The sequence below is a fragment of the Kangiella taiwanensis genome (assembly GCF_020005165.1).
Taxonomy (GTDB): domain Bacteria; phylum Pseudomonadota; class Gammaproteobacteria; order Enterobacterales; family Kangiellaceae; genus Kangiella; species Kangiella taiwanensis.
The window spans coordinates 698,487-719,540 of record NZ_JAHCLT010000002.1 but is presented as its reverse complement, the minus strand read 5'-3'; the positions used below and the strand labels follow the sequence as shown (position 1 = coordinate 719,540).

Sequence of the window (21,054 nt, the reverse complement as noted above, 5' to 3'; positions counted from 1 at the left end):
CGGAATTTATGAGTTTTAATTCAAATGATGCGCGCTTTATGGCGCGAGCACTCCAACTAGCTCGTCGAGGCTGGTTCACTACTCGCTCGAATCCTCGAGTCGGTTGCGTATTAGTTAATGATATCAACGGTAAATTGACTGTCATCGGCGAGGGCTGGCATCAAAAAGCTGGCTTTGCCCATGCTGAAGTCAATGCTATGGAACACGCCAAGGCCAATGGGCATGATGTTAATGGCGCTACGGCCTATGTTACTTTGGAGCCTTGCTCGCATGAAGGCAAGACACCGCCCTGTGCCAAAGGCTTGATTGACGCTGGGGTATCACAGGTGATTTGTGCAATGACCGATCCGAACCCGCAAGTTGCCGGTCGTGGGATTCAAATGCTCCGTGATGCAGGAGTCTCTGTTGGCAGTGGCTTGATGGAGCAGGAAGCGAAGGAGCTAAATCTTGGTTTTATCAAGCGTATGACATCAGGCATACCGCGAGTGGTTGCGAAGACAGCGGTAAGTGTTGACGGCCGAACAGCAATGGCCAGCGGTGAGAGCCAGTGGATTACTGGACCTGAGGCGCGAGCTGAGGTGCAACGTCTGAGAGCTCAAAGTGGCGCTGTGATTACAGGCTCTGGAACTGTATTATTCGATAACCCTTCGATGAATGTTCGTGACAAGGATTTAGTGGGTGATCCTTACTTTGAACAGCCTTATCGAGTAATAATCGATTCTAAGCATCAAGTGAAGCCTGATTCAGAGATTTTTAAGAATCAAGGTCAATGCTGGTTAGTATCAGCTTCAAAGCGACAAGAAACGTTTAGTGCTAATGTTACTTTGTACCAAATTGCTGCGGGTGAGGATGGTTTCGTCGATCTGCGTGGTCTACTAAAGCTTCTGGCCGAAGAGGGCATTAACGATGTCTTGGTCGAAGCGGGAAGCGAGCTGCTTGGTGCTTTCTTACAGCTAGACTTGATTGATGAGCTGCAAGTTTTTATGGCGCCGAAATTACTAGGCAGTGCGGCCAAGCCAATGGCTAAACTGCCGTTTGACACAATGAGTCAAGCAATAAATCTGGAGCTACAGGATGTTCGGCAGATTGGTCAGGATCTAAAATTAACCTATCAACGAGTGAGCTAATTGTGTTTACTGGAATTATTGAAGCAACTGGTTTTATCGAGAGCATTGAAGCAAAAGGCGGCGATGCGCGTTATGTCTTTAATACGGGTAAGCTCGACTTAACCGATGTACAGCTGGGTGACAGTATCGCCTGTAATGGTGTGTGCTTGACGGTGATCGAAAAGTTACCCCAAGGTTTTGCTGCCGATGTGTCGGTTGAAACCATCGATGTGACCTGTATGAAGCATTATGCAGACAATCAGCCGGTGAATTTTGAGAAAGCAATGCTACCAACAACACGTTTTGGGGGCCACATGGTCAGTGGTCATGTGGATGCTATCGGCGAAGTTGTCGCGATTGAAGAGGCCGCGCGTTCGATTCAATACAAAATCAAAGCACCACAAGAAGTACTCAAGTACATTGCTATTAAAGGCTCAATTACCGTTGATGGCACAAGTTTAACGGTCAATGACCTTGAAAAAGACCAGTTTAGCCTTAATTTAGTACCTCACACACTGCAGGAAACTATCGCCGATAGTTATCAAGTAGGGACGCAGGTGAATTTAGAGATTGACCTAATCGCGCGCTACTTAGAGCGCTTAATGCACGCAGATAAAGCCGAGTAAGGCCAACGTTATGAAGCTAAACAGTATTGAAGAAATCATCGAAGACATCCGTCAGGGCAAAATGGTCATTCTTATGGATGATGAGGACCGCGAGAATGAAGGTGATCTCATCATGGCTGCCAGCCAAGTTCGTCCTGAGGACATTAACTTCATGGCGCGATATGGTCGTGGCCTGATTTGTTTACCTATGACGCGTGAGCGCTGTGAGCAAATTAACCTACCGCTTATGTCAGCCAGTAATGGAGCTAAATTTAGCACCAATTTCACTGTGTCAATTGAAGCTGCAACAGGCGTGACAACGGGTATTTCAGCCGCTGACAGAGCTAGAACGGTTCAAGCTGCGGTGGCACCAAACGCTAAGCCGGAAGATATCGTACAACCGGGTCATATTTTCCCGATCATGGCGCAAGAAGGTGGTGTATTGAATCGTGCTGGCCACACCGAAGCGAGCTGTGATTTAGCGCGCTTAGCAGGCTTTGATCCTGCTGCGGTCATCGTTGAAATTTTAAATGAAGACGGCACCATGGCTCGTCGTCCAGACTTGGAAGTGTTTGCTCAAGAGCATGGCTTGAAGATGGGCACCATCGCCGATTTGATCGAATACCGTACCGAAAAAGAGCAAACCGTTGAGAAAATTAGTGAATGTCACTGGCCAACAGAGCATGGTGATTTTAGGTTGCATACCTTTAAAGATACCATCGACGAGCAAATTCACTTTGCTTTAGTTAAAGGCAACCCAACTAACGATAAGTCTACGTTAGTGCGTGTTCACTTAACCGATAGCCTTTCAGACTTATTGGAATCGCAACGCGGTAAAAGCAAAAGCTGGACCGTGAGCGACTCAATCGAGAAAATTTCAGAAGAAGGCGAGGGTGTCTTGGTTCTTATTGCGAAAAAAGAATCGAGCGATGAATTGCTGGATCGGGTTCGTCAGTTCGAGCGCGAAGACCATGGTGAAACCTTAACTCAAGAGCAAAAGCGTAAAAAGAAACGTACCGTCGGTATCGGCTCTCAAATCCTTGTAAACTTAGGCGTGAGAAAGATGCGCTTACTAAGCTCTGGCACGCAATACACAGCGCTTGGTGGTTATGGCTTGGAAATTGTTGAGCACATAACGCCTGAAAAATAATCTTAAAAATTAGTGATTTCGCCACGGTTATAATACAATACCTGCCTGTAACCGTGGTGAAGCATGCCTTCCCCAAATAATTCAGCACCATTTCACAGTAAGAGCCTGCGCTTTATGAGCGACTTTAAACTAGACTTTTCAAAGACACAGTATCAAGGTGGTAAGATTGCCATCGTCCATGCACGTTTTAATCAACCGATCATTGATATGATGATTGAGGGTGTGGAGCAAAAGTTTGCGGAGCTTGAGGTTCCTGCTGACAAGGTTGCACGTTTTGATGTGGCTGGTGCCTATGAGTTACCGTATGCGACACAGCAAGTGGCCCTAAGTGGCGAGTTTGATGCTGTGATTGCGATTGGTGTTGTCATTCGTGGTGACACGCCACACTTTGACTATGTCTGCGCGGAATCGAGTCGAGGTCTAATGGATGTCTCGATTAAGCATAATCTTCCTGTGATTTTCGGCATCCTGACCGTGAATACAGATGAGCAGGCTGAAGAGCGGGCTAACCCGAAGAAAATGAATAAGGGTGGTGAAGCCGCGGCAACTGCGATCGAAATGATTAACTTAACCCGTAAACTAGGTTAACTACCCAAGCTAACTGAGAGTAAGAGCGTTTATATGGAACAAAATTTTAAACCAGCAGCACGTCGTAAAGCACGTGAATACGCGATGCAGGCAATTTATCAGTGGCAAATGACGGGTAATGCCTTGAATGAGATTGAGGCACAATACCTATTAACCATGAATAGCAAGAAAGTCGATATTGAGTACTTCCAAGAACTGTTCAGCGGTGTTTTGACAAGTTTAGATGATCTTGATGATGTGGTTGCTCCTGCCATCGACCGAAAAATGGAAGAAATTGATCCGGTAGAGCGTGCGATTATTCGTTTGTCTGCGTTTGAATTAAAAAACCGAATTGATATTCCACGCCGAGTGGTTATCAATGAAGGCATCGAGTTAGCGAAAACATTCGGTGCGACTGATGGCCATAAATTTATCAATGGTGTGCTGGATAAAATCAGTAAAACACTACGTCCTCACGAATGAAGCGGGGCAATAACGTAAGGGCTTAAGTTGCACTAATATGGCCGAATTTGACCTCATAGAGCGTTACTTTACTTTTGAGTATGACTTTACTCAAGCTTCTAATGGTTCGGCCAATAACAAATCATCTCAGAAAAACAAAAAGCCGAAAGTGGTCAAAGGTATTGGCGACGACTGCGCCATTTTTGAAATCCCTGAAAAATATCAACTGGTTACTTCAACCGATACTTTGGTCGATGGAGTTCACTTCTTTTCTGACCTAGAGCCTGAGTTGATTGCACATAAAGCACTTGCTGCTAACGTTAGCGACCTAGCCGCTATGGGCGCTAAGCCATTAGCGTTCACACTATCGATTAGTTTGCCAGAAGTGAATCAAGACTGGCTGAAGAGTTTCAGTGAAGGACTAAAAAACGCCAGCAAATTATTTAAAGTGCCTTTAGTTGGTGGCGATACGACACAAGGCCCGCTCAATATCAATATCACCGCTTATGGCTCAGTCAAAAAAGGTCGACTGCTTGAGCGGAATAACGCAGAAGTTGGTGACGATATCTGGGTCACTGGGTACTTAGGCGAAGCTGCCGCTGCATTGGAGTTGTACGACAAAGCTTTGGTTCAAAAAGCAGCACTGAATCATAGCGAAGCTGAATTATGGAAAGCGCTAACTCAGCCTATCCCACCACTAAAGTTTGCTCGAAAACTCACTAAATTATCACGTTGCGGGCTCGATATTTCCGACGGCTTAACCGCCGATTTAGGTCATATACTGTCAAAGAGCCAGTGTGGCGCAAAAGTATGTGTAGAGTCACTTCCTGTTTCTGAAGCTCTTGTGAACTTCGTCGGACTTGAGCAAGCAAGGCAGTATGCGCTGAACGGTGGTGATGACTATCAGCTCTGCTTCACTGCATCAAGTAAACACCGCAACAAAATTTTGAACTTGGCTGAGCGCTGCCAGATAAACGTCACTCGAATCGGTAAGGTGCAAGACGAGGGCTTACAATTAAACCTAAACGGACAGCCTTTCGAAAGTAATCGCGTCAGCTGGCAACACTTTAACCAATAACACCTAAAAGAATAAACACATTATGACGGTACCGCTAGCTGATAAAACTTTAATCAAAAGAATGGTCTTCACCAACCCTTTGCACTTTTTATCCTTTGGTTTTGGTTCGGGCTTAATGCCAAAAGCCCCTGGAACTTGGGGCACTATAGCCGCCATCCCAGTTTGGTACGGATTATCTTTTCTGACACTCCCTTACTACCTTCTTGCCACGCTCGTTTTGTCGATAGTCGGCATTGGGCTTTGCCACTACACTGCCAAGAAACTTGGCGTCCACGATCACCCCGGAATCGTCTGGGATGAAATCTGTGGCTACCTTATTACCATGATCGCCATTCCCGCAACATGGCAATGGGCACTTGCTGGTTTTGTATTATTCCGCTTCTTTGACATCCTAAAACCATGGCCGATCAAGTGGCTCGACAAAAAAGTTCATGGTGGATTTGGGATTATGGTGGATGATTTATTGGCGGGAGTGTTTGCTTTGGGGATTTTGCATTTAGCTCTTTTTCCTTTTAGTTAGTCATATTTTCTGTACTAGTTTCGCTTTCTTTTGGTTACTTTTCTTGCTTGTCCAAGAAAAGTAACCAAAAGAAAGCCCCCTGACGTTAGGCCTTACAGGCTTCCCTCATTCAAAAAAGTTACTGACGCGCCGTCAAACTCGACCTCCTGTCTCGTTTTGACTAAATTGGGCTATCCTTGCCCAATTTACGCTATAACTTTTCTTCTTTCGGCTAACTTTAAGGGGATAATCGTAGCCTGTCAGTGTTTTGCTATAGTTAAAATTTTGGTGAGAAATGTAAGGTTAGCTCCAGATACCCCATTATATTGAGCTGAACGAAGAAGCAGTCATAGCAATTCAAATCGTGGATGATTTGAATAGTGAAATTCAGCCCATGGAGGGACTGTATTTCACGGTGCGTTAAGTGACTGATACTGAGTGAAGGTAATTATTCGTAGAATAATCTCAATATAGGGGCGTCTTTTCTTTTCGCCCTTTTCTTTGGACGAGCAAAGAAAAGGGTAAGAGCGTAGGGAAACTTATAAAGGCCAAAGATTCCAAATTAAATTTGGAATGACAATACTTGAGGGGTAACCAATGCTAAGTTACAAATATAATACAGATTCCCGCCTACGCGGGAATGACGAGATAAAAAGGAAGGTTACGAAACAACCTTAACAATATCGTCTGCAGTCAAACCAATTCTTTCCAGTAAATCCCCGGTACTACCATGTTCAACAAACCTATCTGGCAGTCCTAGATTTTTGACTTTAACTTGGATCTCGTTGTTGAGGATAAATTCGTTGATGGCTGAACCGGCGCCGCCTTGTACGGCGTTTTCTTCGATAGTGAGAAATTGGTCGTGAGTTTCAGCAAGGTCACGAATCAACTGCTCATCAAGTGGTTTGACGAAGCGCATGTCGGCTACCGTAGCGTTAATTGTTTCAGCCGCTTCTAGTGCGGTTTGTACCATTGAGCCGAAGGCTAGGATAGCGATTTTTTCACCTTGGCGCTTCACTTCACCTTTACCAATCTCGAATGGCGTGAAAGATTTTTCAGCTTGTATACCTGAGCCCATGCCGCGTGGGTAACGGACTGCAACCGGACCTTCGTAGAGGTAACCAGTGTATAGGCATTGGCGACATTCGTTTTCGTCGCTTGGCGCCATAATGACCATATTAGGAATGCAGCGTAGGTAACTGAGGTCGAAGGCGCCATTGTGGGTCGCACCATCGCCGCCGACTAGTCCTCCACGATCGATTGCAAACAAAACGTCGAGATTTTGTAGTGCAACGTCGTGGATCAGCTGATCATAGCCACGCTGTAAAAACGTGGAATAAATGGCACAAACAGGTTTTAATCCTTCGCAAGCTAAGCCTGCGGATACGGTAACCGCATGTTGCTCGGCAATGCCGACGTCGTAATAACGTTCTGGGAATTCTTTTGAGAAGCGAATCAGATCAGAACCTTCCCGCATGGCTGGTGTAATACCCACAACACGCTCGTCTTTAGCAGCAATATCACACATGAAGTCGCCGAAAATGTTGGAATAGGTCTTTGGCTTAACGCCTTTGGGTAATTCGCTGGTTTTCGGATCAAAGATCGGCACGCCGTGGTAAGCAATCGGGTCGTTCTCTGCTGGGGCGTAACCTTTGCCTTTGCGCGTGACCACGTGTAAGAACTGTGGGCCTTTTAATTCTTTGATGTTGTTCAGCGTGGTTAATAAGGTCGGTAAGTCATGTCCGTCGATGGGGCCATTGTAGTTAAAACCTAGCTCTTCAAATAAAGTACCCGGTAAAACCATGCCTTTCATGTGTTCTTCGGCACGACTGACAAACTCTGACAATGGCTTAATCCCATGCAGGGCTTTTTTTCCAGTTTCACGAACCCGTTGGTAAAAACGCCCAGCTAGCAGCTTCGCCAAGTAGCGGTTCATGCCACCGACGTTTTCTGAAATCGACATTTCGTTGTCGTTAAGAATCACGAGCAAGTTAGCGTCGGTATCAGCAGCGTGATTCATGGCTTCAAACGCCATGCCGCCCGTTAAGGCACCGTCACCAATGACTGCGACACATTGACGTTCTTCGCCACGTTGTTTTGCAGCAAGAGCCATACCTAAAGCGGCGCTGATAGAGGTACTGGAATGTCCTACGGCAAAGGTATCGTACTCAGACTCGCTACGAACAGGGAACGGGTGCAGTCCATCCGTTTGACGAATGGTATGCAGTTGTTCACGACGACCCGTTAACACTTTATGAGGGTAAGCTTGGTGACCTACGTCCCACACAATGCGGTCCTCAGGTGTTTCAAACATATAGTGCAAGGCAACGGTTAACTCGACAGTGCCCAAACCTGCGGCAAAATGTCCGCCACACTGACTGATGGTATTAATTAAGTATTGGCGCAGCTCATCAGCCACATCAACCAGTTGATTTTTATCAACTTTTCGAAGGTCGTATGGGGTCGTGATTTGCGTCAATAAAGGATAAAGATCAGTGCTCATAGGTCTAAAACGTTCTTAAAAAGGTGCTTGTGAAAATATTCACGATTTTCGATGAACAATAAATTTAGCCAAATCGGCTAATAACTGTGTATTGTAGGGTAACTTAGCCAAGGCTTGTAGCGCTAATTGTAATAAATCGTCGAGTTTTTGACGTGAGCCGTCGATGCCCAATAGCGCTGGATAGGTGTTTTTCTCTTTTTCGAGATCTGAGCCTTGCGGTTTGCCGAGCGTTTCTGTGTCGGATTCGATATCCAGGATGTCATCTTTAACTTGAAAAGCTAGGCCAATAGCGTCGGCATAGTCGACCAGTGCGGTTCTCTCATCTGGCTTTAAAGGGCCAGAACATAAGGCGCCAAGTAATACACTGGCCTTGATTAAAGCGCCAGTTTTCATGCGGTGCATATTTTCCAGCATTGGCAAGTCGATGACCTTTTGCGTGGACTCCAAGTCAATGGCTTGGCCGCCGCCCATGCCAAGAGAGCCGCTCGCAACCGCCAGTTCACGAATCATTTCAAGCTGCTGCGGCTGTGCTTGAGCACTAAACTCAAATGATGATAGCTCTTGGAACGCCTGAGTATGCAGAGCATCGCCTGCTAAGATTGCCGTAGCTTCGTTGAACTGGATGTGACAGGTCGGTTTGCCTCGACGAAGATCGTCATCGTCCATCGCTGGCAAGTCGTCATGCACCAGAGAGTAACAGTGAATTAACTCAACAGCTAGAGCAGGTGACGACAGGTCGTGCTCTGTCGCGCCCAGCGCTTGCCCTGTAGCAAAAACTAGAATCGGACGAATGCGCTTACCACCATTCAACGCGCCGTAACGCATGGCTTGGTGGAGTGTATGCGGCACCGAGTCACTTTGTGGCAGGCGAACTTCGAGTAATTGAGATACCTGGCTTTGCCAGTGCTGTAGGTGTTGTTCAATCGTCATGTGAGGAATTATTCGTCTGGTGCGTCGAAATCTTGTTCTTGGCTATCCATCAAGTCATTGTCCATCAAGATCGTTACTTTCTGCTCAGCTTCTGACAGCATTTGTTGACATTGACGAGACAGTTTTACCCCTTTCTCAAATACTTTTAGCGCATCTTCCAGAGGTAATTCGCCAGACTCAAGCTGTTCAACGATAGACTCAAGCTCGGAGAGTTGGGTTTCAAAGTTGGTTTTGGAAGCTTGTTTCGCAGGCACTTTTTTTGCAGACATAGGTCTTCACGGAGAATTCATTAAGGCCTGCTATTGTCCTATATTGTGCATTAAAAGAAAAGCGGCTCAGTAGCTACTGTCTGTCACAACAACCCATAGCAACTATTTGTGAAACTATCTGTGAGCGCTAAGGCGAATAAAGCACCAGTTGCCTCCACAGTCAGCGTTAGCTACTATGGTAACAGTAATGCGAGAAAAGCTATCACCATCAAATACTTAGAAGCACTATTAAGAAAAACAGAGAAAAAGAATAGGGAATGAGTACGAGCCGATACCAGATAAGCGATGACAATGGTCAGAAAGCCCTGAAGCTTTTTGGCGATTGGACGATTCGGCATAGTGGGCAAGACTCAGAAGCTATCTTGGATCATTTTAAACAGTCCCCGTTTGAGGTGATTGATGGTGGCGCTGTTGAGCAGTGGGATAGCTCGCTAATCAGCTTATTATTACGCCTAGATACCTTTGCTAAAGAAGGGCAGCAACAGCTTCATTTTCAATCGTTACCACGCGGTGCTCATGAGTTAGTTGAACTAGCCAACACAGTACCTGAGCGTCAAGGGGCGGACAAAAAGAAAGAGCAACCGACACTATTAGCACATATCGGTGACAAGGTGCTGACTGACTATCGTGAAGCGCTCGGTTTTTTCTTTTTTCTCGGCGAAAGCGTCAAAAGTTTTTACCGTTTAATTCGAGGAAGAGCCCGATTCCGTGGACGTGATTTAAGAGAGATCCTTTCTGACACGGGGCCAGAAGCTTTGCCTATCGTGACGTTGATCAGTGTCTTAGTCGGAATCATTTTGGCTTTTGTCGGCGCGGTCCAGTTAAAGCAGTTTGGTGCAGAGGTCTATGTGGCGGATTTGGTTGGAATTGCTATGGTCCGTGAAATGGGCTGTATGATGACCGGTATTATCATGGCTGGGCGGACTGGCGCGGCCTTTGCGGCTCGAATAGGCACCATGCAGGTCAATGAAGAAATTGATGCTTACCGAACGCTCGGCATCTCGCCGATGGACTTTATTGTCTTGCCACGGATTTTGGCGCTGATCATTATGATGCCGCTGTTGTGCCTTTATGCGAACTTTCTGGGGATTTTGGGCGGTGCCATGATCAGTGTTGGTGCCATGGGCCTTACGTTTACCGAATATTGGACACAAACCATTAACGCTGTGGATATGACGGATATTAGTTTGGGTTTAGTCAAAGCCTTTATCTTCGGTATCGTGATTGCTATTACGGGCTGCATGAACGGCATGCTATCGGGCAGAAGCGCTTCTGCTGTAGGTAATGCGGCGACGTCTGCGGTGGTGGCTGGCGTGGTCTTTATTATTGTGATTGATGGCTTATTCGCCATCATTACCAGCTTGTTAGGGATTTAGTCATGGCTGATAAGTCGTCAAGCAATAGTATTATTAAAGCCGAAGACCTCACCATGGCTTATGGTGATTTTGTGGTACAAAAAGATTTAACCTTCGATATTAAATCACAGGACATTTTTATCATCATGGGCGGTAGTGGTTGCGGTAAAAGCACGCTGTTGAAGCACTTTATTGGGCTCAAGCAACCTGCTACTGGGCGGGTCCTGTTCCATTCGGATAGCCAGCAGAATCAGCGCGAAAGCGATTATATCGATTTCTGGCAGGCCGAAGAAAGTAGGCGACAGCGCCTCATGCAGCGCTGCGGTGTACTCTATCAAAGCGGGGCTTTGTGGAGTTCAATGACGCTTGCGGAAAATATTGCTCTACCGATTGGCGAATATACGGACTTGTCCGAAAGTGATATTCGACATTTAGCCTCATTAAAGCTGGCGCTGGTTGGCCTCAAGGGCTTCGAGGATTATTACCCTTCGGAAATTAGTGGCGGTATGAGAAAGCGTGCGGGCTTGGCGCGAGCGTTAGCGCTAGAACCTGATATTTTATTTTTAGACGAACCCTCTGCGGGGCTTGACCCGATTAGCGCTAGGCTATTGGATGACCTGATATTACAGCTTCGTGATAACCTAGGCTGTACTTTAGTCGTGGTGACCCATGAATTGGCGAGTATTTTCGCCATCGGTAATAATTCGGTATTTTTGGATGCTGAAACGAAAACCATGTTGACGACAGGTGATCCAAACGAGCTAGTGAAGCACTCTGAGCATGAAACGGTTCGACGGTTTTTGACTCGCGGCGCAGAAGAATAGCGCTTACGCGACATAACAGGAAGGCAAGCAATGAGCAACAAATCACAATCGACAGCTATCGGCGGCTTTGTATTAGGCGCCATTGTATTGTTGGTAGGCGCCATTTTGTTTTTTGCTAAGGCACGATTTAACGAGCCTGTGAATCACTTTGTGATGTTTTTTGATGGCTCCTTAGCAGGCTTAGATGAAGGTTCTCCGGTGGTCTTTAAAGGTGTTAAGGTCGGTTCTGTTAAAAAGATTGAAGTGGTGTCTGATCGAGAAAGCTTGGATATCTACACTCCCGTCTACGTCAACATTTACCCTGATAGTTTTAAGGGGTTGAATGGACATGCTGGCGAAGAGGACATGAAGGATATCACCAATCGAATCGTGGAAAAGGGGCTCAAGGGTACGTTAGAAACGCAAAGTCTGGTCACGGGCAAGATGCGAATTGCCTTAGAGTTTAGGCCCGAAATTCCGATTAAGCGACGAGGCATTATTAAGGATGTAACCGAGTTTCCAACGGCACCAAGCGCGCTGAGCGTGTTTGCTGACGAGGTGTCTAAGTTACCTTTGGCCGATATTGCCAATAATATGAACACCTTGCTAGAAAATGCGAATGATGTGATCAGCGCCGCCGATTTTGGTACCAGTCTTAATAACCTCAATGAAACGATCAGTCGCTATCGAGAGGTTGCGGATACGTTTAATAATGAAATTAAGCCTGTGGCGATTGAGTTTAAAGAAACCATGGATGAGTATGAGAAGTTTGCAAAGAACCTGAATGACACGGTTCCAAGCCTAATCACCAGCATGGAAAAGCGGTTTGAGGGCCTAGAGAAGGTCCTAACGGATACACAACAGTTAGTCGAGTCCGTTGAGCACACCTATGGGCAAGACTCCGAAGTGCAATTCCAGCTCAATCAAACTCTAGAAGAACTGTCAAAAGCGGCACACTCGATTCGAGTGTTAACTGACTATCTAGAACGTCATCCTGAGGCCTTGATTTACGGGAAGGATAAACAATGAACTATCGATTAATTACCCTATTAGCAATGACTGCGTTGTTAGTAAACGCTTGTTCAACGCGCTCCCCAAATTCTAATTTCTATCTGTTGGAGAACGAGCTGAATGATGTCGAGCGTACTGAAACAGTGAGGGTTGGCTTAGGGCCTGTAAGTGTGGCGGATTATTTGCAAAAGCCGCAAATCGCCATTCGCACTAACACTAGCCAGATTGTCTTTTCCGAGTTCGACCGCTGGGCTTCTGATCTGCGTGGTCTGATTATTACTTCTTTGCAGCACGACTTGAGTAACGAATTAAACTCTAACAATGTGTTCGAATACCCTTGGAGGAAGTCCGATCAGATTGATTACGCTATTCAACTGGACATCAAACGCTTTGACGCCAGTTTTGAGGACTCGTCGGCTTACTTGGAAGCCAAAATGGTGCTATCAAGCAAGAGTGGGCAGTCGATGGCTCGCTCTTTTGCCTTAAGTGAAAACTTCACTGGCGGCACATATGCCGCTGTCGTTTCAGCAGAACGCCGACTATTAGCCCGTCTCGCACAGCAAATGGCGCAAATCATCCAGCAGCAATAAGCTTGCTTTTTTGCGCCAAGCCCCCATTTTAGGCTAATAGCTATCGCATTAGTCATTGTTTCTCGTTAAAATCACTGGCTTGTGAAATGAAATTGCCTGCTCTGGGCAAATGAGCCAGTGGCTCGATTTAATACAACTAGATACTGTGTGAGCAATTCCAATATGTCTGAGACTAACTCAACAGAAAAAAACACTGAAAATTCAACGCCGACTAACTTTATCCGTAATAAGATCAACCAAGATCTTGCTGAAGGTAAAAATGACGGTCGTGTGCATACGCGTTTCCCGCCGGAACCAAATGGTTATCTGCATGTGGGGCATGCGAAATCAATTTGTTTAAATTTTGGAATTGCAGAAGATTACCAGGCGCCTTGTAACTTGCGCTTTGATGACACTAATCCAGCAAAAGAAAGCGAAGAATTTGCCCGTTCAATTGAAGACGATGTGCGCTGGTTGGGCTTTAAATGGGAAGGCGAGGTACGTCATTCTTCGGATTATTTCGATGAATTGTACAATTTTGCTGAAGAGCTTATTTACAAAGATCTGGCGTATGTTGACGAACAGCCTGCGGAAGATATCGCTAAAAACCGTGGTAATTTCCAAACACCAGGCAAAGAAAGCCCATATCGCAATCGTCCTGTTGAGGAGAGCCTAGAGCAATTCCGTAAGATGAAAGCGGGTGAGTATGCTGATGGTCAAATGGTATTGCGCGCTAAAATTGATATGTCACACCCGAACATGTTGATGCGTGATCCTGTGTTGTATCGTATTCGTCGTTTACATCACATCCGCACTGGCGATGAGTGGTGCATTTACCCGATGTACGACTTTACCCACTGCATTTCCGATGCGTTGGAAGGAATTACCCACTCACTATGTACGCTAGAGTTCGAAGTTAATCGTCCCTTGTATGACTGGGTCTTGGACAATATCGATGCGCCAGCTCGACCTCAGCAGATTGAATTTTCCCGTTTAAACTTAGCGTATACAATTACCTCGAAACGTAAGCTGACGCAATTGGTTGAGAGCGGCAAAGTCGATGGTTGGGATGATCCGCGTATGCCAACCATTGCGGGTATGCGTCGTCGAGGCTACACACCACAGTCTATCCGTGATTTTTGTAAGGCTGTCGGCATCAGTAAGGTCAATAGCGTCAGCGACATGACCTTACTGGAAGACGCGGTGCGTAACCATTTAAACGATACCGTTGAGCGTCGCATGGCAGTGCTAGATCCTATTAAGGTGATTATTACCAATTACCCAGAAGAGAAAGAAGAGACGGTACAAGGCAAAAACCACCCTAAAGATGATGATATGGGGACTCGTGACTTGCCGTTTACTCGTGAGCTTTATATTGACCGTGCGGATTATCGTGAAAGTGCCAACAAGAAATATAAGCGACTGGTCAAGGATGGCGAAGTTCGACTGCGTAATGCGTATGTGATCCGAGCTGATGAAGCGATTTTGGATGAGAACGGTGACGTCAAAGAACTTCATTGTACTTATGACCCAGAGACACTAGGTAAAAATCCTGAAGGTCGTAAAGTTCGTGGTGTGATTCATTGGGTTTCTGCGAAGTATGCCAAAGAAGCCACGGTTCGTTTGTACGATCGCTTGTTCAATGTGCCAAATCCAGGTGCGATGGATGACTTTAATGAGGCGCTAAACCCTGAGTCATTGACCGTTATCAAGGCCATGGTTGAACCAAGTGTGGCGGATGCTGAGCCTGAAACACGTTTCCAGTTTGAGCGAGAAGGTTACTTTACAACGGATCGCTATGAGCACAGTGCGGATAATATTGTGCTGAACCGTACAGTGACTTTGCGTGACTCTTGGAATGGGTAGTCAGAATACTTAGTTTAAAGCTCAGTACTCTGCTGCAGAAAAAAGAAAGGCCAACCCGTGGGTTGGCCTTTCTTTATGACTAACAACTCTTTAAACACTATTTTCAAGAAGTTTTACAAAGTAAGACGTATATCTACATGACTTTGTTTTGACTTCTAAACTCTTTAAAAAAGAGCAACTTATCTTAATAACAACAACAAAGAATCTTTACCTTTCAAATATTTAGTCTGTAATTTTTACAAATAGTTCAAATAAATAGTGATAAATTCGGTTGGAACATTTTTATAACAAGGTTACTCTAAGTCACATACACCCAAGTTATTGATATTGCGAGTGATTATGAAACGTTTATTTAAATGGATTTTAGGTCTGTTGGGCACGATTGTCGCATTGGTTTTAGTGCTGGGCATCGTGGCTGTCATTTTCTTCAACAGCGATGAGCTTAAAAATCAATTAGTTAAGAAGGTTAAAGCCGAAACTACCGCTGATTTGGTGATTGAGCAGGAGTTGTCGCTAGGCTTTTTCCCATGGCTACAAGTTGAAACTGGTGGCGTGACGCTATCCCAGCCAGCTAGCTTTAAAAGCGATAAGACCTTATTAAAAGTGGATAAAGTCGCTGCCAGCATTAAATTAATGCCCCTATTAAGTGGTGATATTGAAGTCGGCTCTGTCGAGTTGTCTGGCGCTGAACTGAATTTGCTACGCGATAAAGCTGGGCGCTCCAATATAGAAGCGTTAGTCAACGCTAAGGATAAAACGGTAGAGGCTGAGGAAACTCAATCAGATGCTGCTTCTAAGCGGGGTGCTTTAAGCTTAGATAGTTTGTCCTTAAAAGACTTCACACTGAATCAGTATGATTACTCACAGAAGCTAAGCCAAAGCTTCCATCTAAACAGTCTTGAAGTCAGCGACTTTAAGCCTGAGTCGACAACGCCCGTATCAGCTTCTGGTAGCTTGAAAGCAGGTGACTCACAATCTGAGTGGAGCTTATCTGGTGACTTGTGGGTTGGCGGTGACTTTAAGCAGTTTAAAGTTGGCGGACTGGATGCGGAGCTTGAAGGGCTAAGTGAGCAGCTTAAAACTATCGGCTTAAGCGGCGACCTTGAATTGAGTATGGCAGACAAAACAACCCAGTTAAATCATCAGGGTAAGGTAAACTTAAATGGTCAGCCGATCAGCATGCAGTTGAACGCTGGATTCAGTACTTTTAAAGATATTGACGTGAAATTGAGCGCCGAGCGTTTGGAGCTAGAGCAGTTCATGGCGGCGAGTGCTGGAGAGAAAAACTCTAAACAATCTGGTGCCATGGATCTTTCGCCTGTGGCTGATTTCTTAAAGCGTGCCCGAGTTAAAGGGCAACTGGATGTTGGTCAGTTGATTCTCAAAAATGCGACTTTTAGCAATGTGTCGGCTAACTTGAGAAATAAGGGGGCGACACTGTTTCTTGATCCTTTTAAAGCGGATGCGTTCCAAGGTCACATGGAAACCGTCGCCAGTGTTGATTTTGCGGCAAAACCTTTGGCGTTATCGGTCCAGCCTGATTTCGATAATATTCAGATTGGTGATTTACTCGCAGCATTTTTTGAGCTCGACAAGTTATCGGGGTTAGGCGAATTAAACCTAAACATGAAAACCAAGGGTGCTGATGTTAAGCAAATGCTTCAGAACCTCAATGGTAACGGTAACCTCCAGCTGACGGATGGTGCTTTTAATGGAATTGATATTGAGAAATTGATTCAATCAGGCCTGAGTTTGCAATCGTTAAATAAAGAAAGCTATAGCGGTAAGACTAGCTTTGCCAACCTGAGCAGCAACATTAAAGCGAACCAAGGCTTAATTGAGCTACCTGACTTCAAACTTAATTCACCAGTGTTTGATTTGGTCGGAAAAGCATCAACTAATGCTAATCAGGAAACGTTGGCAGGTAATTTTCAGTTGGTCTTAAAGGGCCAGTTAAAAGAAGTCGTCGAGGAGAAGTATCCTAAACTTAAGGGCAAGAAGTTACCGTTTGAGCTTAAAGGGACATGGGCAGAGCCTAAAGCCAGCATTGATATCGAGGCCATGCTCAAAGCTGAATATCAGGGTAAGATCGATGAAAAGAAGAAGGAGCTTGAAGATAAAGCCAAAGATGAGTTGAAAGATAAGCTGGGTGATATCTTTAATCGAAAAAAAGACAATGACAAATAAACCCTTTTGCTACCGTTTGCATCAAAAGAGTAAATGGTAGCAATAATTGAGGTATACAATGAATACAGTAAATAAGTGGATCGGTGTGGTTTCGGCAGTGAGTTTGGGTATTGCTTCACTGGCAGTTATGGCGAATGAGTCGAAAGATTATTCGAAAACGTATGAGTTCTCGAGTTCAGGTAGTATCAACCTAGATAACATCAACGGTAACATCTCTGTTTCGGGTTGGGATAAAGACGAAATTCTACTTGAGTACACAGTGACTGCTGATGATGCTGACGATATTGACAATATCAAAGTCGAAGTGAAGCACAGTAATGATGACTTTGACGTAGAAGTCGACATCAATTCTGGCGGCTTTATGAATTGGGGTGGCAATTCAGGCCAAGTGTCCTTTTCGCTCAAAGTACCTCAAGGCGCTTCACTCGATTCGATTGAATCGGTAAACGGCAACATCAGAATTGAAGGTGTGACGGGTGAAATTAAAACAGAAACCGTCAATGGCAAGATCATGATTAAAAACGCTTCTCAAGACGTGAAGTTTGGTACAGTGAACGGAAATGTTGAAGTCCATTTGGATCAATTATCAAGTTCAAGCCGAGTGAAAGGCGATACCGTCAATGGCGATATTGAAGTTTACTTGCCAGAAAATGATGGTTTTGAATTACGCACAGAAACTGTTAATGGTGACCTGAGTAACGACTTTGGTATCGAAGTTGACGAAGGTGAGTATGTTGGTGCAGACATGGACGGTCAGTACAAAGGCGGCGGCGCGAGCCTTAAGTTTGATACGGTGAATGGTGATATCGACGTCCGTAAGAAGTAATAAAGTCATTTTGCACAGTCTAAAGTACCGCTCAGCATCATGTTGGGCGGTATTTTTTTATGGAGCCTTTTTCTGCATGATGACGGTGTCGTTACCCGGAAACTCAAGGTGATAGTTGAACCGTTGCGCTATCCACTGAAAGGTTTCTTCTGAGAAAAAGCAGATATGGGTTGGATCATTCTTATAGTGCCAGCTTGCAAAGGCTTCTTTGCTGGTGGGGCGTTTGGTCATAATCCCTAGAAACCCTTGGTCATTAAGAAGCTGATCAAACCGTGCAAGCTCTTGGTGCGGCTGGCTGAAGTGTTCAATCGCTTCGGTACAGGTAATAAAGTCATAAGCTTTGCAAAGTGCAGCTTCATTGGGCTGATAGTAAATATCGTAATTCTGAACGGAGAAACCTTGGGCTTCGAGCATCGGCTTGATGGTCGGCCCAGGCCCGCAGCCGAAATCTAGCCCCTCGGCACCTTCAGGCAGTCGTTGAGCGAGCGGCGCGAGTAGTTTGTTAAGAAATGCTCGGTAGCCCTCATCTTCAGGCGAGTTTTGATGAAAATCATAGACTTGCTTCTCAGCCTCATGATCTAAGTGAAACAGTGGCGGCACGAAAATTAGCTGGCACTGACCACAAACCTCATACTCACGGTTTTTATCGCGCATATAAGGTTTTGTGTCATGTGATAAGCAAAGAGGGCAAGCAGTAGCCATGATTTTCAGTTAAAATGTGCCAAAGTTTTGATGATGTATTCTAATGTCTTTAGTTACCCTACAACAAGTTGAAGTTGGCTACGGCGGGCCAGCCCTGCTGGATAAGGTCGATTTTGCTATCGAACCTGGTGAACGAATCTGTATTATCGGCCGTAATGGCGTCGGTAAATCGACCCTGCTGAAAGTGGTCAATAAAGAAATTGTGCCTGATGACGGGGCATTACGCTTTCAAGAAGGCGTCAAAGTCGCCAAGTTGACTCAGGAAGTTCCCTCAGACACTCGTGGTACGGTATTTCAGGTGGTGTCATCGGGGCTTGGTAATATTGGTGAGCTACTACAATCGTTTTACCAGCTGAGCACCAGTACGGATAGCGCAGCACTTGAGAAAATGGCGCAGGTGCAGCAGCAAATCGAAGCTCAAGACGGCTGGGCGATCGATCAGCGTGTTCAATCTGTGATTAACCGTTTAGGGCTTGATGGACAAGCTCAGTTCGAGGCGCTGTCGGGTGGTATGAAGCGTCGTGTCTTGTTGGCGCAAGCGCTGGTGGAGCAGCCTGATGTGTTGTTGCTCGACGAGCCAACGAACCACCTTGATATTGATTCGATTGAGTGGCTGGAAGGGTTTTTAAAAGCCTACAAAGGCAGCATTCTTTTTATTACGCACGATAGACGTTTCTTGAAAAACCTTGCCACGCGAATTGTTGAGATTGATCGTGGGCAGCTAACCTCTTGGCCCGGTGATTATGGCAATTACTTGCGTCGTAAAGAAGAGCGCTTGGCCGCTGAAGAAAAGCAAAATGCAGACTTTGATAAAAAGCTGGCGCAAGAAGAAGTCTGGATCCGACAAGGCATTAAAGCTCGCCGTACTCGTAACGAAGGGCGAGTGAGACGTTTAGAGTCCGCACGGAAAGAACGAGCTGAGCGACGAAACCTGATCGGTAATGTCGATATGAAAGCGCAGCAGGCCGAATTGTCAGGGAAGAAAGTCATCGAGGCCACGGGCATTCATATGAGTTATCAGGGACGCCAGCTTATTGATGACTTCTCCACGCTCATTATGCGTGGCGATAAAATCGGTGTAGTTGGGCCCAATGGTTGTGGTAAGTCGACACTGCTGAAGATCTTATTGGAAGACCTGAAGCCAGAGCAAGGCACCGTGAAATTAGGGACCAAGTTGGATATTGCGTACTTTGATCAGCACCGTGCTCAGTTAGATGAGTCTAAATCGGCTATGGATAATGTGTCTGAAGGAAAAGACATGATGAGTATTAACGGTAAAGATCGCCATGTTATCAGTTATATGCAAGACTTTTTGTTCACGCCTGAGCGCGCTAGAGCACCAATTACTGCATTGTCAGGTGGCGAGCGTAACCGCTTGTTACTCGCAAAAATTCTGGCAAAACCTTCTAACCTGCTGATTCTCGATGAGCCAACCAATGACTTGGATATTGAGACACTTGAGTTGCTCGAAGAAATGTTAGATAGCTACAGCGGAACCATGCTTTTGGTTTCTCACGATCGTGACTTTATTAATAATGTCGTCACCAGTACGATTGTTTTCGAAGGCGAGGGTGAAGTCAAAGAATACGTTGGCGGCTATGATGATTGGCTACGTCAGCGACAGATGCAGCAACCGAAGGCTAAAGGTTCTAGTGCATCAGAAAAACAAAGCAAAACGAAACCTCGTCGCAAGTCTGCTAAACTGAGCTATAAAGATCAACGGGAGCTTGACCAGCTTCCTACAGATATCGCTAAGCTGGAAGAGCGTATTGAGGAACTGCATGCTGCGATGGCGTCTCCAGACTTTTATCAGCAGGACAGTGGTACTATTGCTCAGGCGAACGAAGAACTGGCAAGTCTAGAAACGAAGTTGGAACAGTGTTTTGAGCGTTGGGAGGCCCTAGAGGCACAAAAAGAAGCGCTCGAAAGCGAAGCTAATGAGTAAGTTCTAACAGTGACAGAACAGTAAATGGTGGTGTTATGGCACAAGATGATTTTGATTTATTTAAGAAAGAGTTGAAAGGTGTGAAACCCATCAAGAATGATCGTGTGAATTTGCATTCACCAGCAGATGAACCGTCATTATCGCAATTAGCTCGACAAGAAGCCGCTTTGGGGCGTAAGCCCAATCATGATCCTAACTACTTAACCACGGACTTTATTGAGCAGGTCGAGCCGAATTCGTGGTTAGAGTTCAAAAAATCAGGTGTTCAGGACGGCGTTTACAAAAAATTGAGGTTAGGTAAGTATGATATACAGGCTCATACGGATTTACATCGCCTAACCGTAAAACAGGCTCGTGATGAAGTGTTTTACTTTATCAAGGCTTGTGTGAAGCGTGGCAAACGAACGGTATTGATTACCCACGGTAAAGGGGAGCGTAGCGTTCCGCAAGCCGTTTTGAAAAGTCACGTCAATCATTGGCTACAGCAGCATGATTTAGTGATGGCATTTCATAGTGCCCAACAAAAACATGGTGGCTTGGGATCGGTTTATGTGTTGCTTAAGAAGAATGAAGAGGAGAAGCAACTGAACCGAGAAGCCTACAATAAAACGGTTTAAGGAC

General features: G+C 45.5%; 20 protein-coding genes. 16 read left to right on the top strand and 4 right to left on the bottom strand.

What is annotated here, in order from left to right; genetic code table 11:
• The first annotated feature begins 8 nt into the window (after window positions 1-8).
• The 7 genes from ribD to KFK88_RS08900 all read left to right on the top strand — a co-directional run bounded on the left by ribD (window position 9) and on the right by KFK88_RS08900 (window position 5,488).
• On the top strand, window positions 9-1,127 hold the full coding sequence (gene ribD, locus KFK88_RS08930; protein WP_223578720.1) for a bifunctional diaminohydroxyphosphoribosylaminopyrimidine deaminase/5-amino-6-(5-phosphoribosylamino)uracil reductase RibD: 1,119 nt from the start codon (window positions 9-11) through the stop codon (window positions 1,125-1,127).
• Between the two features lie 2 nt (window positions 1,128-1,129).
• Window positions 1,130-1,732, top strand: coding sequence for a riboflavin synthase (locus tag KFK88_RS08925; RefSeq protein ID WP_223578718.1), 603 nt, complete (start codon window positions 1,130-1,132; stop codon window positions 1,730-1,732).
• Between the two features lie 10 nt (window positions 1,733-1,742).
• Window positions 1,743-2,861 carry a bifunctional 3,4-dihydroxy-2-butanone-4-phosphate synthase/GTP cyclohydrolase II gene (gene ribBA, locus KFK88_RS08920; RefSeq protein WP_223578716.1) on the top strand — a complete coding sequence of 373 codons (1,119 nt, stop codon included), beginning with the start codon at window positions 1,743-1,745 and terminating at the stop codon, window positions 2,859-2,861.
• A 114-nt stretch (window positions 2,862-2,975) separates the two neighbouring features.
• Entirely contained in the window at window positions 2,976-3,449 is a 474-nt protein-coding gene (gene ribH, locus KFK88_RS08915) for a 6,7-dimethyl-8-ribityllumazine synthase (protein ID WP_223578714.1), read from the top strand.
• A gap of 33 nt (window positions 3,450-3,482) precedes the next feature.
• Window positions 3,483-3,911 (top strand): transcription antitermination factor NusB, encoded by a 429-nt coding sequence (gene nusB / locus KFK88_RS08910; RefSeq protein ID WP_223578712.1) that lies wholly within the window; start codon window positions 3,483-3,485, stop codon window positions 3,909-3,911.
• 37 nt (window positions 3,912-3,948) lie between these two features.
• On the top strand, window positions 3,949-4,968 hold the full coding sequence (gene thiL, locus KFK88_RS08905) for a thiamine-phosphate kinase (RefSeq protein ID WP_223578710.1): 1,020 nt from the start codon (window positions 3,949-3,951) through the stop codon (window positions 4,966-4,968).
• Between the two features lie 22 nt (window positions 4,969-4,990).
• A complete protein-coding gene (locus KFK88_RS08900; protein WP_223578708.1) occupies window positions 4,991-5,488 on the top strand; it encodes a phosphatidylglycerophosphatase A family protein in 498 nt (165 codons plus the stop codon).
• Window positions 5,489-6,128: 640 nt separating this feature from the next.
• Here the strand turns inward: KFK88_RS08900 and dxs are convergent.
• Genes dxs through xseB form a run of 3 tightly spaced genes read right to left on the bottom strand, consistent with a single transcriptional unit; the run spans window position 6,129 to window position 9,169 of the window.
• Window positions 6,129-7,970 (bottom strand): 1-deoxy-D-xylulose-5-phosphate synthase, encoded by a 1,842-nt coding sequence (dxs, locus tag KFK88_RS08895; protein WP_223578706.1) that lies wholly within the window; start codon window positions 7,968-7,970, stop codon window positions 6,129-6,131.
• A gap of 39 nt (window positions 7,971-8,009) precedes the next feature.
• Window positions 8,010-8,900, bottom strand: coding sequence for a (2E,6E)-farnesyl diphosphate synthase (gene ispA / locus KFK88_RS08890; protein WP_223578705.1), 891 nt, complete (start codon window positions 8,898-8,900; stop codon window positions 8,010-8,012).
• Window positions 8,901-8,908: 8 nt separating this feature from the next.
• Window positions 8,909-9,169 (bottom strand): exodeoxyribonuclease VII small subunit, encoded by a 261-nt coding sequence (xseB, locus tag KFK88_RS08885; protein ID WP_223578703.1) that lies wholly within the window; start codon window positions 9,167-9,169, stop codon window positions 8,909-8,911.
• A 257-nt stretch (window positions 9,170-9,426) separates the two neighbouring features.
• Here xseB and KFK88_RS08880 point away from each other — a divergent pair, with 257 nt between their 5' ends.
• The 7 genes from KFK88_RS08880 (at window position 9,427) to KFK88_RS08850 (ending at window position 17,786) form a co-directional block, all read left to right on the top strand.
• The gene (locus KFK88_RS08880; RefSeq protein WP_223578701.1) at window positions 9,427-10,545 is read left to right on the top strand and encodes an MlaE family ABC transporter permease; all 1,119 of its coding nucleotides are present in this window, start codon (window positions 9,427-9,429) and stop codon (window positions 10,543-10,545) included.
• A gap of 2 nt (window positions 10,546-10,547) precedes the next feature.
• Window positions 10,548-11,348, top strand: coding sequence for an ABC transporter ATP-binding protein (locus KFK88_RS08875; RefSeq protein ID WP_223578699.1), 801 nt, complete (start codon window positions 10,548-10,550; stop codon window positions 11,346-11,348).
• Between the two features lie 30 nt (window positions 11,349-11,378).
• Window positions 11,379-12,356, top strand: coding sequence for an MlaD family protein (locus KFK88_RS08870; protein WP_223578697.1), 978 nt, complete (start codon window positions 11,379-11,381; stop codon window positions 12,354-12,356).
• Complete coding sequence (locus tag KFK88_RS08865) at window positions 12,353-12,928, top strand: PqiC family protein (RefSeq protein ID WP_223578695.1); 576 nt, start codon at window positions 12,353-12,355, stop codon at window positions 12,926-12,928. Before KFK88_RS08870 ends, KFK88_RS08865 begins: the two co-directional genes overlap by 4 nt.
• 162 nt (window positions 12,929-13,090) lie before the next feature.
• Window positions 13,091-14,773, top strand: coding sequence for a glutamine--tRNA ligase/YqeY domain fusion protein (locus tag KFK88_RS08860; protein ID WP_223578693.1), 1,683 nt, complete (start codon window positions 13,091-13,093; stop codon window positions 14,771-14,773).
• A 339-nt stretch (window positions 14,774-15,112) separates the two neighbouring features.
• Complete coding sequence (locus KFK88_RS08855; protein WP_223578691.1) at window positions 15,113-16,960, top strand: AsmA family protein; 1,848 nt, start codon at window positions 15,113-15,115, stop codon at window positions 16,958-16,960.
• Window positions 16,961-17,018: 58 nt separating this feature from the next.
• On the top strand, window positions 17,019-17,786 hold the full coding sequence (locus KFK88_RS08850; RefSeq protein WP_223578689.1) for a DUF4097 family beta strand repeat-containing protein: 768 nt from the start codon (window positions 17,019-17,021) through the stop codon (window positions 17,784-17,786).
• 57 nt (window positions 17,787-17,843) lie between these two features.
• Here KFK88_RS08850 and KFK88_RS08845 read toward each other — a convergent pair whose 3' ends face one another.
• Window positions 17,844-18,440: a class I SAM-dependent methyltransferase gene (locus KFK88_RS08845; RefSeq protein ID WP_223578687.1), complete on the bottom strand. Its 597-nt coding sequence runs from the start codon at window positions 18,438-18,440 to the stop codon at window positions 17,844-17,846.
• 91 nt (window positions 18,441-18,531) lie between these two features.
• Between KFK88_RS08845 and uup the strand changes: the two genes are divergently transcribed.
• Together uup and smrA are read left to right on the top strand one after the other, a co-directional pair.
• The gene (gene uup / locus KFK88_RS08840) at window positions 18,532-20,433 is read left to right on the top strand and encodes an ATP-binding cassette ATPase Uup (RefSeq protein ID WP_223578685.1); all 1,902 of its coding nucleotides are present in this window, start codon (window positions 18,532-18,534) and stop codon (window positions 20,431-20,433) included.
• A 35-nt stretch (window positions 20,434-20,468) separates the two neighbouring features.
• Window positions 20,469-21,050 carry a DNA endonuclease SmrA gene (smrA, locus tag KFK88_RS08835; RefSeq protein ID WP_223578683.1) on the top strand — a complete coding sequence of 194 codons (582 nt, stop codon included), beginning with the start codon at window positions 20,469-20,471 and terminating at the stop codon, window positions 21,048-21,050.
• Window positions 21,051-21,054: the final 4 nt, after the last annotated feature.